Source organism: Acinetobacter sp. YH12098, assembly GCF_013419235.1.
Taxonomy (GTDB): domain Bacteria; phylum Pseudomonadota; class Gammaproteobacteria; order Pseudomonadales; family Moraxellaceae; genus Acinetobacter; species Acinetobacter amyesii.
This window is the reverse complement of sequence record NZ_VPAO01000006.1, coordinates 1-14,851: the sequence shown is the minus strand read 5'-3', so window position 1 is coordinate 14,851 and position 14,851 is coordinate 1. Positions and strand designations below refer to the sequence as shown.

The window sequence follows — 14,851 nt, the reverse complement described above, 5'->3', positions numbered from 1 at the left end:
AAAACAGTTCGCTGATGGTAAGAGTGCTAAAAGTGCTCTATTTTCCTTGATTCTGCGGTTAAACGCTAGCTTTGTCGGGTGTTAAGTCTGTAAATTTATAGATCGCTTCTTGTGACAGGGCTTCATCTGAACTCTTGGCATTAAAATAAAACTGGTTAATTCGCTGCAAAATTTCTTCTTTTTCCATCGCAAATGTGCCTTTCGGGTCTGATGTCATGGCTACGATGCTGTCAATAAGCTTTTGAATATAGGGGTTCGTGGTTGCATAACTTTTTTCTAAGCTTAAAAGATAGACTTCATTGGCTACATGTAAATAGTTAAAAGGTTGTATTTCAACGATTTGAGCCAAATCAATCAGCAGGTCTTTATCATACTGAGACAGCTTCATACGTTTAGGTAAGCTGTCGAGTTTGAGCGGTTGTTTGGATTTGAGAAAATCGTCAAGTTGTGTACTTGGTATATTTAAAACCTGAGCTGAATAAATCTCTATTTCGGGCTGTGTAGGCACCGTGATAAAAAACAGAATATTGTCCAATTCAATGCCGTAGGACTGAGCCAAGTCGACTTTTGTTTGTTGTATGGCATTGAGCAAGATTGAAAGATGGTTAGTTGACTCAGACTTCATTGAGCTTTCGATCGAAGATGGATCAAGGTTTAAATAGCTCACTTCATTTACAGATGTTAGTTTAAACTGCGCCAAGTCTTGACTTAAAGACGGTAGGCTACGATAGCGCCATTTCGACACATTCCATCGATCATGCGCTGCAAGATATTGAGCAGAATCTTCATCTTCGGCAAAAATACTACGCTGCGTAGAGACAGCGATATAATCCATGGATAAATAGGAATTGAAGACCAACGTACATGCGTAAATATGGTCGTCCTGGTGCTGTTCATAGAGTTTGAAAAACGCCTGAATCAGCACATTTTTCAGTGCATTAATTTGATTTTGCATATTTTATTTTTCTTTCTAGTTTTGGAGGTGCTTGATCACCTCATCATTATTTTTTTACTTTGGTACGTTAAAGCCCGAACTTAAAAGTTCGGACGATAATCAAAATTTTGGCTGACAGCTTGATCGCGGAAAGGGCGAACCGCTTTTTTACTCAGCAATAGCGTATTAATAATATTGTTTGGAAACACTTGAATGTGGTTGTTGAACAACTCAACGTTGCGGTTAAAAATAGTAATCGCCGCACCGACATTTTCGTTTTGTTCTTCAATTTCATTCATCATTTTCAGATAAATATCATTGGCTTTGAGCTCTGGATAGTTTTCAACCACAACATTCAGGCTGCGCATTAGATCTTGATTTAAGGCTTCAATACGCTGTAATTGGCTGACATCGGTACTGTTTACGTTCAAATTCATAATGTTTTGACGGAGTTCAGTGACTTTTGCCAAAGTCCCTTGTTCAAAATTGGAATATTGCTCAACCAAAGGCTGTAATCCATCTAAAATTTTGATTTTTTGACGTTCATAGCTGGCTACATCTGACCATGCACGAATGGTTGCATTGTGATGTCGGACAATACTGTTGCGAATCATGATTGCGCCAATCACCAATGCAATGATGATTAAAACAAAGATCAAAAGCCCCATAAAATTTTATCCTCAAGATAAAAGGTCGTAATTTAAAACATTATTGAGTGAAATCTATTTTAAAAACTGCGTTAAGTCGTTTTTCAAATTTTCTAAAGCGTTTAATTTAAAGGTTCTAAGATGTCCACGCAATGCCGAAACATCCTGAATTCGTTTTGCTTTACTACTGACTTTAAATAAATCTGTAGAGCCAAGATAGCACATTATTCGGTGGCTCGGATGAAATAGCAGATCACCTTCACGGTTTTGAAAAAAATCCGCCAGTCGGAGTACAAAGCCCGGGCTGAGCAATTTAGCGATTTCCATTTGGTTCTCGCCATAAAACTTTAATTTTTGATTGGTTTGAATGTCGCTGCTGTGCCAAGGAAAACTATAGGGATAGCCAAAGTTTTTGCCTGTTGCAGATACGGCTAGTCCATGGATGCCAATATCAAAAACAAATACGCCCCACAGGTCTTTATGAATTTCTTTAACCGTGACTTCATCACCGTCTTTGTCACGTACTTTCAGTTCATTCACATAGTGATAATGAAAGACCATGACTTGATGCTGTTGCTGATTTTCATCTTCCCAAACGGTGCTCGCGAAGGTCTGAATATCATTCGAAAGGCTGCCTTGCTTAAACACGGGGAACATACGTTTAAGATTGCCAATAAATTGTAGATTATTCAGTGGCATCGAAATGTATTGAGGCTGTCGGTTAAAGGCCAGTTGGTATTTTTTTGCAATGCATTCGGTTTCTAAAAATGCAATTACATCTTCGATCGGATCATCTTTTTCATAGCTGATATACGCCCAAAACACCATGACCAATCCCGCAGCAAAGCAAAGCTGTGCCCAGCCATGATCGGGCTGAATCACAATAAACAGCATGAAGCCGATACCCAGTGCGGCTAAAGCCAGCGGCAGTAAATTTTCAAATTTGAGCGTAATGGGTGCATTCCATGGATGCAGCCCATCGAGGAGTTCTTGGTGAGTTTTTGCGTTTCGGCCGATATCCCAAAGCCGAGCGATATTCTGAAAAACCGCAGCATTCTTCTTACGACGAATATGGATGGAGTGCTTTACAGAATCGATCGGCATGGGGACTAAGTCATCGCATGATTATTGATGGTTAATATTATCAATTAACATCGCATCACCATAACTAAAGAAGCGATATTGGCTTTCGACGGCATGGTGATAGGCATTCAAAATATTGTCTCGATTAGACAACGCTGACACTAACATGAGCAGGGTAGACTCAGGTAAATGGAAGTTGGTAATTAAACGATCGACCACTTTGAACTCATAACCAGGGTAGATAAAGATTTGCGTATCACCTGTCCAGCCCTTGAGTTCGCCGCCATTGGCTTGAGCTGCACTTTCAGTCGCGCGAGTCGCTGTAGTACCGACAGCAATGACTTTATTGCCACGTGCTTTTGTCTCACGGATTAAAGCCATAGATTCTTCTGACACGTCACACCATTCGCTGTGCATGATGTGATTTTCAATGTCATTGGTACGTACGGGTAAAAATGTGCCTGCACCCACATGCAAAGTGACAAAAGTTTTATTCACGCCTTTGTCCGCCAATTTTTTGAGTAGCGCTTCATCAAAATGTAAGCTTGCTGTTGGTGCTGCAACTGAAGCCAATTTGGTCGGATCGTTAAAAACAGTTTGGTAACGTTCGGTATCAATCGCTTCTGCTTCACGGTTAAAGTAAGGCGGAATCGGTAAAGCACCGTATAAATCTAAAACTTGTAAAATAGGCTGTGAAAATTCCACAACAAATAAGTTTTCATGACGGCCTTGAACGGTCACTTTAACTTCGTCTGGACCAATAAATAATTCCGCACCTTCTTTAGGCGTATTGCTGGCTTTAATGTGGCAATGTGCGGTTTTTGGGTCAAGAATACGTTCAACCAAGACTTCAACTGCACCGCCAGTTGCTCGTTTGCCTTTCAAGCGGGCTTTCATTACTTTGGTATCGTTCAGTACCAATAAGTCACCTTCATTGAGTAAGTCTAAAATGTCAGTGAAATGATGGTCGTGGTATTCGCCATTCAGGTCGAGATGGAGCAGGCGTGATGCACTACGTGTTTCAAGCGGATAGCGGGCAATGAGTTCGTCAGGGAGATTGAAGTTAAAGTCAGAAAGTTGCATGTTAAGAAATCTGAAAAGGGGATAATGAAATTTGGCTTAGTATAAGCTTTTTTGGGTTTTAACGCTGAAATTGATGGATTATCCATCTAAAAATTCTTATACGGTTTATTTTTAATCAAATGAGAACATCATGCGTTGACAAGTTTTTGAAACAGTTTATTATACGTTTCAACACCTTCCCGAGGTGGTGAAATTGGTAGACGCGGTGGATTCAAAATCCACTATCAGAGATGATGTGTCGGTTCGAGTCCGACCCTCGGGACCAAAATTCTAAAAAACCCCAAGCTTATTAAGACTTGGGGTTTTTTATGTCTAAAAGTAATGAATTATATAAAATTCCTAGAAAATTTCCAATGATTTCACTAGCCACGTTTCAGGTGGTCACTTCGTAAAATGAGTACCTGAATTTTGTTTGGGTACTCATGGTGGAATCAGATGCTAAGCTTAAATTATTAGATCAATACAATAATCAAATGTGATTGATCGGGTGTCTTATAGGGCTTGTAGTATTTAAAAGATTTATTAACTATCTAAAGCTACTTTGATGACATCTGCAATTGTCTCAGTGTTGACACCTCTTTTTCGAGCATTCTCAGAGTGGAACCAAGTTGCTAAGTCTTTATTGCCTTTAGATGCATTGCAGCCAACACAGCACAATGCAATATTGGTTAAGGTTGTAATTCTTATATCGTTGATAATGTGTTCCCAAGACTTCTTGTTGGCTCTTTCAGTGCCAAACTTTTTGCCGCAATATACACAGCACAGGTCTCGCTCCGAGACCGCATCTTCTATGTGCTTTGGTATTCCCCATGAATTTGCCATTTTAGGTTTTCCTTATTTTATGGCTGTAGTTGGATGAAAAAGCCTACCTTTGATAGCTCACATTCATAAAATTTAGAGCAAAGTATTAAATGAAAGAGTTGTCATAATACTATAGAAATGAGGGTAAAAAAAACCAGCGCCGAAGCGCTGGTTTTTTTACATCACTAACTTACGTTAGTTTTGCATCAACTTATTGAGCAGCATCAAGAGCAGCATTCAAAGTTGCGCTTGGACGCATTACAGCATTTACTTTTGCTGTATCTACAGCGTAGTAACCACCGATGTCCGCAGCTTTACCTTGAACTTCAGCAAGTTCTGCAACGATTTTTTCTTCGTTGTCAGCAAGAGCTTGAGCAAGAGGAGCGAATTTCGCTTTAAGATCTGCATCTTCATCTTGCGCAGCAAGTTCTTCAGCCCAGTATTTAGCAAGGTAGAAGTGGCTGCCACGGTTGTCTAGTTCGCCAGTACGACGTGATGGAGACTTGTCATTGTCAAGCAATTTACCAGTCGCAGCATCAAGTGTATTTGCAAGAAGTTTAGCTTTCGCGTTGTCTTCTTTGATGCCCATTTCTTCAAGAGAAACAGCAAGTGCCAAGAACTCACCTAAAGAATCCCAACGTAAGTGGTTTTCTTCTACAAGTTGTTGTACGTGTTTAGGCGCAGAACCACCCGCACCAGTTTCGTACATGCCGCCACCAGCCATTAGAGGCACGATAGAAAGCATTTTCGCAGAAGTACCCAATTCCATAATCGGGAACAAGTCTGTTAGGTAGTCACGTAGGATGTTACCAGTTACAGAAATTGTATCTAGGCCACGAGCAACACGTTCAAGTGTATAACGCATAGCACGTACTTGAGACATGATTTGAATGTCTAAACCAGTAGTGTCGTGCTCTTTCAAGTAAGTTTGAACTTTCTTGATGAGTTCGTTTTCGTGTGGACGGTACGGGTCAAGCCAGAAGATCGCAGGCATTCCTGAGTTGCGTGCACGAGTCACAGCAAGTTTCACCCAGTCACGGATTGGAGCGTCTTTCACTTGGCACATACGCCAGATATCGCCTTCTTCCACGTTTTGTGACATCAACACTTCACCAGTTTCTAGGTCGGTGATGTTTGCAACACCCGCTTCAGCGATTTCGAAAGTTTTGTCGTGTGAGCCGTATTCTTCAGCTTTTTGCGCCATCAAACCAACATTAGGTACAGTACCCATAGTGCGTGGGTCAAAGTTACCATTCCATTTACAGAAATTGATCATTTCTTGGTAGATACGCGCGAAAGTAGATTCAGGCATTACAGCTTTACAGTCGTACTGTTTGCCGTCAGCACCCCACATTTTACCGCCACCACGGATCATTGCAGGCATAGATGCATCTACAATTACGTCATTAGGTGAGTGGAAGTTAGTGATACCTTTTGCAGAATCAACCATTGCAAGTGCAGGACGGTGTTCTTGGCAAGCGTGTAAGTCAGCAATGATTTCTTCACGAAGAGAAGTCGGAAGAGTTTCAATTTTTTCGTAAAGACCAGACATACCGTTGTTGATGTTAATACCTAACTCATCAAACAATTTGCCGTGTTTTTCGAATGCTTCTTTATAGTAAATCTTCACACAGTGACCGAAAACGATTGGGTGAGACACCTTCATCATGGTCGCTTTTACGTGTAGAGAGAACAAAATGCCTGCTTCTTTACAATCATCTAATTCTTTTTCATAGAAGTCGCAAAGTGCTTTTTTGCTCATGAACATTGAGTCGATGATTTCGCCGTCTTGAAGCGCAACTTTAGGCTTAAGAACAATAGTTTCACCAGACTTAGTGATCAATTCCATTTTTACATTGCGAGCGCGGTCTAAAGTCATAGACTTTTCGCCGTGGTAGAAGTCACCTTCGTCCATGTGAGAAACGTGAGTTTGTGACCACTGTTTCCATTCGCTCATAGAGTGCGGATGTTTCTTCGCGTAATTTTTTACTGCAGTAGGCGCACGACGGTCAGAGTTACCTTCACGAAGTACAGGATTTACAGCAGAACCTAGGCATTTGCTATAACGTGCCTTGATTTCTTTTTCTTCCTCAGTCGCTGGGTTTTCTGGATAGTTCGGAATTGCAAAACCTTTAGACTGTAATTCTTTAATGCAAGCAGTTAATTGGCCAACTGAAGCACTGATGTTCGGAAGTTTGATAATGTTTGTGCTTGGATCTTGGGTTAATTGTCCAAGCTCTGCCAAGTTATTTGGCACCTTTTGTTCTTCGCTTAGGTAGTCTGAAAATTCAGCGAGTACACGTGCTGCAACTGAGATATCGCGTTTAACGATTTCAACGCCAGCAGGTTTAGTAAAGGTTTCAATGATCGGCAGCAGAGAGTAAGTCGCCAATAATGGCGCCTCGTCGGTCAGTGTGTAGATGATAGTTGACTTTCCACCAGCCATATATAGCCCCTTGCTTTAGATTGTGTCTTTGAGGTCCGAGCTTGTGGCTCGCCTCTATGAACCGATTTGCTTAAATAAAACTATGAAAGTATCGGGGTTCATTGCTTTTCAGTCAACGCAAGATCCTGTGATGTGGTCATTTCGTAGAAAAATGATACAAAAGAAGTGCAGTTTGACGCCCAATTTTAGCGCAAAACCGAAAAGGGAAATATTGAAAGCTTGTTATTCATAGCTTAAAGCTATTGAACAATTAAATTTATATCATTTTTTTGGGGCTGATCTGTTCTTTATGGCTCGTTCAAGTTTTAGTTGTAAAGCAAAGCGTTTGATAGGTCAAACCGAATGCCTTAACTTTTAGGTGTAGATTTGGTGCGGAAGTTCGAAAATTAGTCAGGATTGGGGACTTTATTAAAGAACGACGTGAGTTTGATGCTCCGTTTGACTTTGAACGTTCGCGGAATGTTTATGCGATAACTTATATATCTGATGAATAAGGCATGGCACTTTTTCAGCTTCAGTCATTTGGGTGAATGAGTTCATGTACAGTAGAAGCATGAAACGAATCTTTAGCTCAGTTTAATAAAGTAAAAGCGAGCAGGTATGGTTTAACGCTCAAATGACACACACAACTGATAAAAACTAATAAATTAGTCTAATAGAAAAACTTAAAAATAGATTCATTTAGTGTAGCTGACTGAAACGAGCATCCTGATGAGCAATCTGGTCGTAGAATAATCATAAAACTCACTGTTTTTTGTGATGTAGTTAAAGAAAATTAAACCCAGTTTTTTAGGTCTTATGTAAGTGAATATTTCTTTTGGTCATGTTTTTAGTTTGAATAAAACGCGAAAAGTACGATTTAAAATAAACAGTTAATAAAATTTAAATTAATTTAAGTTTCTAATTTTATTGTTTTAATTTTTGTTTTACCTTTAATGTTATGTTCTTTATAGATATTTTTATTTTCTAATTGGATGAAAGTTCAATTAAATAGCGCATTCGTAAATGATGTTTGTTTTTTTGTTGGGTTTTGTTATTGAGTGTTTGGGCTATTTTTGCTATTAATCTTGAACAGAACAGTTGGTTTTTATCTTTAAGATAAACCCTGAGGAGAGCAACGGGATGGCTTTACGTTTACTGGATATTGGTACACAAACCGAATTATTAACTGCCTGTCGTTTGTCTTTATTGATGGGGGTTTATACGGACGACAACCGCATTGCAGAATTTTTAAAGTTCGCGCGTGGTATTGTGCAAGTCGATAATGCTGTCCTCGCATTTAAAAATGAACCTTATATATGGTATGCCTCAGAGCACATATTTAAGGCATTTATGGCCGAAGCTGATGATGATCGTCTAGATCAGTTTTTTGCTGAACGTTCTCGTATAGACCGCGACGCTGAAAATTACCAAGCTTACTGCGACTATATGCAGGAACTAGGTTTAGGGCATCAGCGTTTAGTCGCTTTCGATTTAAAATATGATCAAGAATCTATCGGTAAAGTGATATTATTCGATGATCAAGTCACTGCATTTGAAGCCAAACAATTAAAGATCGTTGAAGAATTTGTACAAAGTCTAGTCAACATCATTCAACTCCGTGTTGAAAATGCCGAATTAAAAGAAGCCTATGAACAGCAGTCGGCACTGAATTTTAGTAAGACTAAATTTTTCCAAATTATTGCGCATGATTTAAGAGCACCTTTTCATGGTCTACTGGGTTTTTCAGAGGTTTTGGCGCAGGAACGCAATACCTTAGATGATTCAAGTGTGCAAAATATTGCAGACTATTTATATGACACCACACAGTCGACGTATAACCTTTTAGAAAGCTTATTAAACTGGGCTATGGCAGAAGGTGGTCGCTTTGTTTATCACCCGATTAATTTTGATTTACATCAGTCTGCAAAAATCGTAAGTGATGTCTTAAATAGCTTGGCTGTGAAGAAAAATATTCGACTGATCAATGCCGTGCCTGAAGGCATTAAAGTCAATGCAGATATCAATATGATCACATCAGTGATGCAAAACTTGGTGTCAAACGCATTGAAATTTACCCATACCGATGGTAGAGGTGTGGTGACGATTTCAGCCGATCGAGATGGAGAACGGGTTGTATTCACTATTCAAGATACTGGATTGGGCATGACCCAAGCTCAGATTGATGATTTATTTCAGCAAAAACTGACGGTTAGTATTAAAGGTACGGCAGGAGAACGTGGTACGGGGTTGGGTTTAGTCCTTTGTAAACGTTTTGTGGACTTAAATCAGGGTGAAATTGTGGTGAACTCGAAAGAAGGTGAAGGCACACAATTTAAAGTCTGGTTGCCAAAGGCGACGAGTTTGCATCAAACCTTAAGTACTGAGAGTAGCAGTGCACAGAAAGATGCGACCTTAAGCGAGCTTTAAACCGCGTCTATTGGTATAAAAGCCTAAAAATACTTTTCCCTAAGCGTTATCAACTGTTATAACTAGAAAAAAATCACGCTAGGGTTTGTGAAATGAATGCGGAGCAATTGCAGAAAACATTACGTGCCAGTCAATATGCTGAACAGGTGCTCGGAATCCATCAGGCCAGTTTAGAACAAGACTATGCAATTGATCAGTTTCAAACCTCGCTCAGTACAGCACAAATTCAACATTTTGTCGCAAGCAGCCTCGCTGATATCCAAGATGAAAATAGTTGGATGCGTGCAATTCGTGTGCTGCGCGCACGTCTGATGTTTCGTTGGATTTGGCAAGATGCCAATCAACTCACCGATGTCGTCACCTTAACTCGAGAGCTTTCAGACTTTGCCGATGCGTCCATCTGTGCGGCAAAAGATTTTGCGCTGAATCCGTTGATTGCGAAATATGGCGAACCGCTAGGCTATAAGGGGAAAGTTCAAGACCTAATTGTGGTTGCCATGGGAAAACTTGGTGCACAGGAACTTAATCTTTCAAGTGATATTGATCTTATATTTGCCTTTGATGAACAAGGCGAAACCAACGGTCGAAAATGTATCGATGTACAGCAATTCTGTATTTTGTGGGGACAAAAATTAATTTACCTGCTTGACCATATTACCGCAGATGGTTTTGTCTTCCGTGTAGATATGCGTCTACGCCCATGGGGCGATGGTTCTGCCTTGGCAATCAGTCATGCGGCATTAGAAAAATATTTAAGCCAGCATGGTCGCGAATGGGAACGCTATGCCTGGATTAAGGCACGTATCGTCACGGGCGGTAAAGAAGGCGCAGAGTTACTAGAAATGACCCGACCATTCGTCTTCCGCAAATATGTCGATTACACCGCTTTCGAAGCTATGCGTGACATGAAAGCCATGATCGAACGTGAAGTGCTACGTCGTAATATCGAAGATGATATTAAACTCGGTGCAGGCGGAATTCGTGAAGTTGAGTTTATTGTTCAAGTCTTTCAGCTCATCTATGGCGGTTCAAAACTCGAGTTGCAAGACCGTCAATGTTTAGTGAGTCTGCATCATTTAGGTGAAGTTGGATTATTAGAAAATACCGCGGTTGCTGATTTAGAAGATGCGTATTTATTTTTACGTCGTATTGAACATGCGATACAAGCGCTCAATGATCAGCAAACCCAATCGTTGCCACATGAGCCTGAACCCCGCCAACGTATTTTAGATACTTTAGGTTTTGCATCTTGGGATGACTTTTTGCATGTACTCAATCAGAAGCGTGCCAAAGTCATTTACCAATTTGAGCATCTTATTAAAGAAAAAGAACCCGATCCGTTATTGGAAAGTTTTAGTCATTTAGAAGCCCAGTTGAACGATGTTCTAGATGATGATGCCAAAAATTTAATTCACGAATTTTGGTATGGGCATGCGCTGAAAAAATTACCTGCCAAAGCTGTACAGCGCTTAAAAACCTTTTGGCCACATCTCATTGAGGCGATATTACAGTCAGATAAACCTCAGGTAGCCTTACTACGTCTCATGCCTTTGGTGGAGTCGGTGCTGCGCCGTACGGTCTATTTGGTGATGCTGATTGAGAGCAAAGGAGCATTACAACGATTAGTGAAAATGGCAACAGTGAGTCCTTGGATCTGCGAAGAATTGACGCATTATCCCGTGCTGTTGGACGAGTTTTTGTCGATGGATTTTGAGCTGCCAAAGCGTAAAGATTTAGAAGACTCTCTACGTCAACAACTGCTTCGAATTGAAATTGATCAAGTTGAAGATCAAATGCGTGTTCTTAGATTGTTTAAAAAATCCAATGTCTTAGCGGTTGCTGCTAGTGATGTTTTGGCAGAAAGTCCGTTGATGAAAGTATCGGATGCATTGACCGATATTGCAGAAGTGTCGGTGAATGCAACCTTGCATTTGGCATATCAAATTGTTGCCAAAAAACATGGCTATCCAATCGATGCAGAAGGGCAGCGTTGTTCGATTGATCACACGGCTTTCGCGGTAATTGGCTATGGCAAGGTGGGTGGCATCGAGCTGGGTTATGGTTCGGACTTGGATTTGGTGTTTATTCACTATATGGACGAACAAGCGGATACCGATGGACAGAAACCAATTAGTGGCTTTGAATTTGCCATGCGGGTGGCACAAAAATTTATGTCCTTAATGACCACGCAAACCCTAGATGGTCGAGTGTATGAAGTGGACACACGTTTACGACCTTCGGGAGAGGCGGGGTTATTGGTGACCAGCTTAAAAGCTTTTGAGCAATATCAACATAAAAATGCTTGGGTCTGGGAGCATCAAGCTTTGGTACGTGCCAGAACCATTGCAGGCGAGCACAGTTTACGGATTGAAATTGAAAACTTGCGCTGCAATATTTTGACGCAGCCACGAGATGAGAACAATGTTCGTGCAGAAGTGCTCAAAATGCGCCAAAAAATGAAAGACCATCTAGGTTCTTCTAAAGAGCAGCAAAAAGATGGAATTTTTCATTTAAAACAAGATGCAGGTGGTATCGTTGACATCGAATTTATGGCACAGTATGCAGTATTAGCATGGAGTGGGTCGAATCCCGATCTCGCCCATTACTCTGACAACGTACGAATCCTTGAGGATGCCGCAAGAACGGATTGCTTATCCAGCGCCGATGCGACAGCATTGATTCAAGCTTATCTCCGTGAACGAGCCGAGAGCCACCGTTTAGCACTTGCGAATCAATCCATGCAAGTTTCAGCTGACGATTGGCACGATACCCGAGTGGTCGTTTGCAAGCTATGGCAAAGATTAATTGATCCAACTGCAACGTTTGCATTGGATAAAAATGACTGTGTATAAAAATTTGGAGTGTGTGCCATGAACTTGGCTGATCGTGATGGTTTTATTTGGCAAGATGGACAATTGGTTGACTGGCGTGAGGCGAAAACTCACGTATTAACACATACATTGCATTACAGCATGGGTGTGTTTGAAGGCGTCCGTGCTTATGAAACTCCGAATGGAACGGCTATTTTCCGTTTAAAAGAACACACTAAGCGTTTATTAAATTCTGCAAAAATTTATCAAATGAAAGTCCCATTTGATCATGCAGCATTAGAACAAGCTCAAATTGATGTGGTTCGTGAAAACAAATTGGCTTCTTGCTACCTACGTCCAATTATTTTTATTGGTTCAGAAAAATTAGGTATTGCAGCAACTGACAATACAATTCATGCCGTTGTTGCTGCATGGAGCTGGGGTGCTTACCTTGGTGATGAAGCGATGGCGAAGGGTATTCGTGTTAAAACGTCTTCATTTACGCACCATCATCCAAACGTGACCATGTGTAAAGCAAAAGCATCTGGTAACTATACTTTGTCCATTCTTGCACACCAAGAAGTGGCACATGCTGGCTATGACGAAGCAATGCTACTCGACCCACAAGGTTATGTATGTCAAGGTTCAGGCGAAAACGTATTCTTAGTTCGTGATGGCGTGATTCATACACCTGACATCGCGGGTGGCGCACTTGATGGTATTACCCGTCAAACCATTATTACGATTGCGAAAGACCTTGGTTTTGAAGTGGTTGAACGTCGTATTACACGTGACGAATTCTATATCGCTGATGAAGCATTCTTCACAGGTACTGCTGCTGAAGTGACGCCAATCCGTGAATATGATGACCGTCAAATTGGTGAAGGTTGTCGTGGTCCAATCACTGAGCAAATCCAAACTGCATTCTTTAATGCGGTTCAGGGTAAAGACCCTAAATATGCGCACTGGTTAACTTACGTAAAATAAGCTGATCGGTTAAGATGAAAAGGCGAAACTAAGTTTCGCCTTTTTTATTGGCTTGAAGATATTGAATTTTTTGGAACGAGACTATGCATATTGTTTATGTCAGTGATGGTAAAGCAGGACATCGCTCACAGGCTCTAGGTTTATTTAAGGCCATGCAGCGCCAATCTCAGGAAGCAGTCACATTTCAAGAAATTTCAATTGATGATTTGCCTATAGCGACACTTATTTCTGCACTGTTTAGCCATCAAGTTCATGCCGTAGAACACGTGCCAACCTATATTTTTGGCGTCGGCAGCCATACGCATTTTCGAGTATGGCTGTTAGGCAAAGTGTATAACAAAGCCAAAACCATTATTTTAATGAAGCCCAGCTTGCCGTTTGCATGGTTTGATTATGCAGTAATTCCACAGCACGATGGTATTCAGGCATCAAATAAAGTACTGACCACACAGGGTGCGTTAAATCCTATTGTGAATGAGGAGCGACATCAGCATGGTCGAATCCTGATCGCTTTGGGTGGCTCTTCAAAACGCCATCAGTGGAATGCAGCTAAAGTACTTCATGCAATTGAACAGATAGTCGAGCAGAATCCAAATTCACAAATCATTTTGACCACTTCACGGCGCACACCACAAGCGTTTTTAGCAGAATTAAAACAGTTAAAGAATATTGAAAAAGTACAGATTTTCCCAGTTGAAGTCACTCCGCAAGGTTGGATTTTCGAAGAAATGCAAAAAGCTGAAGCGGTTTGGGTAACTGAAGATAGTGTTTCAATGATTTACGAGGCTCTCACCGCGGGTTGTAAAGTCGGGGTGATTGAAGTGGATCGACTCAGACATGATCGAATTACAACATCTGTCGATCACCTTTTTCATCAACAGTATATTACTCATTTTACTGCCTTGTCTAAGTTAGCTCAACCACAATATTTTGCTGAAGCAACTCGAGTTGCAGTTGAAATATTTAAATAATGAACAGATTCTTTAATATAAACATCTAGATAAATTAAGATACTAAAATGCAGTGACTAACGCTTACGCTTTTTTTGAACAATATCAATAAAATAAATGATGGAAAAAAAGCCGTAACTTAAGTACAGTGGCGTTCAAAATTTGTATCTAAGGAAAATAGCAGCAAGTCCTGATACAAGAACATTATCGGAGATAGGAATGACATTGCTTCTACATAAAAAGAGTGTAATTCACTTTTTTTATACATTTTTTTTAGTGCTTTTTTTGGGGGGGCAGAATACTTTTTAACAAAGAATGGCGTAGTAAGTATTGAGTTCTCAAAATATGTTGAAAGTTACATATTAGTTTTCATTTTATTTTATCTCAGTTTATTATCTGGGTATAAAACTTTTTCCTTAATTGTAACTAACTTTATTATTTACATTATTGGTTCCAATATTGTTTTTTTGACCTATTTTGGCCGTTTATTAATGCCTTATGATATTAGATTTCTTTCATAAGTCATTTTTCACTCAGCTCCAAGTTATAAATTCCAGCAATTAGATTGAATCTTAATGCTAGTCTTTTGCCTCGATTGCGATATCGCTCAGCAAGAATTTTGAAGGTTTTCAAACTGCCAAATACATGCTCAATTCCAATTCTTCTTTTATTGATTTCCTGATTATAGATTTTTAGTTCGG

General features: G+C 40.3%; 11 protein-coding genes and 1 tRNA gene. 5 read left to right on the top strand and 7 right to left on the bottom strand.

Translation table 11 applies throughout. From position 1 onward, the window contains the following. Positions 1–58 precede the first annotated feature (58 nt). From FTU38_RS02710 to queA, 4 genes are all read right to left on the bottom strand, one after another. Positions 59–955 (bottom strand): DUF4303 domain-containing protein, encoded by an 897-nt coding sequence (locus FTU38_RS02710; RefSeq protein WP_180110505.1) that lies wholly within the window; start codon positions 953–955, stop codon positions 59–61. Positions 956–1,035: 80 nt separating this feature from the next. Beyond that, a complete protein-coding gene (locus FTU38_RS02705; RefSeq protein ID WP_180110504.1) occupies positions 1,036–1,602 on the bottom strand; it encodes a LemA family protein in 567 nt (188 codons plus the stop codon). A 54-nt stretch (positions 1,603–1,656) separates the two neighbouring features. Further along, complete coding sequence (locus FTU38_RS02700; RefSeq protein WP_180110503.1) at positions 1,657–2,685, bottom strand: hypothetical protein; 1,029 nt, start codon at positions 2,683–2,685, stop codon at positions 1,657–1,659. A 21-nt stretch (positions 2,686–2,706) separates the two neighbouring features. Next, entirely contained in the window at positions 2,707–3,747 is a 1,041-nt protein-coding gene (gene queA / locus FTU38_RS02695) for a tRNA preQ1(34) S-adenosylmethionine ribosyltransferase-isomerase QueA (RefSeq protein WP_180110502.1), read from the bottom strand. Between the two features lie 178 nt (positions 3,748–3,925). Between queA and FTU38_RS02690 the strand changes: the two genes are divergently transcribed. Continuing rightward, positions 3,926–4,012: transfer RNA gene (locus tag FTU38_RS02690), tRNA-Leu, on the top strand. Between the two features lie 257 nt (positions 4,013–4,269). On the opposite strand, the gene FTU38_RS02685 is transcribed toward FTU38_RS02690, so the two are convergent. Together FTU38_RS02685 and FTU38_RS02680 are read right to left on the bottom strand one after the other, a co-directional pair. Continuing rightward, positions 4,270–4,569 (bottom strand): HNH endonuclease, encoded by a 300-nt coding sequence (locus tag FTU38_RS02685; protein WP_168378735.1) that lies wholly within the window; start codon positions 4,567–4,569, stop codon positions 4,270–4,272. A 190-nt stretch (positions 4,570–4,759) separates the two neighbouring features. Then, positions 4,760–6,994, bottom strand: a complete 2,235-nt coding sequence (locus FTU38_RS02680) for an NADP-dependent isocitrate dehydrogenase (RefSeq protein ID WP_180110501.1) — start codon at positions 6,992–6,994, stop codon at positions 4,760–4,762. A 1,122-nt stretch (positions 6,995–8,116) separates the two neighbouring features. On the opposite strand from FTU38_RS02680, the gene FTU38_RS02675 reads away from it, so the two are divergent. The 4 genes from FTU38_RS02675 to FTU38_RS02660 all read left to right on the top strand — a co-directional run bounded on the left by FTU38_RS02675 (position 8,117) and on the right by FTU38_RS02660 (position 14,171). After that, entirely contained in the window at positions 8,117–9,403 is a 1,287-nt protein-coding gene (locus FTU38_RS02675; protein ID WP_180110500.1) for a sensor histidine kinase KdpD, read from the top strand. A gap of 92 nt (positions 9,404–9,495) precedes the next feature. Continuing rightward, on the top strand, positions 9,496–12,255 hold the full coding sequence (gene glnE, locus FTU38_RS02670; RefSeq protein WP_180110499.1) for a bifunctional [glutamate--ammonia ligase]-adenylyl-L-tyrosine phosphorylase/[glutamate--ammonia-ligase] adenylyltransferase: 2,760 nt from the start codon (positions 9,496–9,498) through the stop codon (positions 12,253–12,255). Between the two features lie 18 nt (positions 12,256–12,273). Continuing rightward, positions 12,274–13,200 (top strand): branched-chain amino acid transaminase, encoded by a 927-nt coding sequence (locus FTU38_RS02665; RefSeq protein ID WP_078191262.1) that lies wholly within the window; start codon positions 12,274–12,276, stop codon positions 13,198–13,200. Positions 13,201–13,283: 83 nt separating this feature from the next. Further along, positions 13,284–14,171 carry a mitochondrial fission ELM1 family protein gene (locus FTU38_RS02660; RefSeq protein ID WP_180110498.1) on the top strand — a complete coding sequence of 296 codons (888 nt, stop codon included), beginning with the start codon at positions 13,284–13,286 and terminating at the stop codon, positions 14,169–14,171. Positions 14,172–14,672: 501 nt separating this feature from the next. On the opposite strand, the gene FTU38_RS02655 is transcribed toward FTU38_RS02660, so the two are convergent. Next, positions 14,673–14,851 (bottom strand): transposase (locus FTU38_RS02655; protein WP_180003507.1); only part of this gene is annotated, 179 nt, incomplete at its 5' end.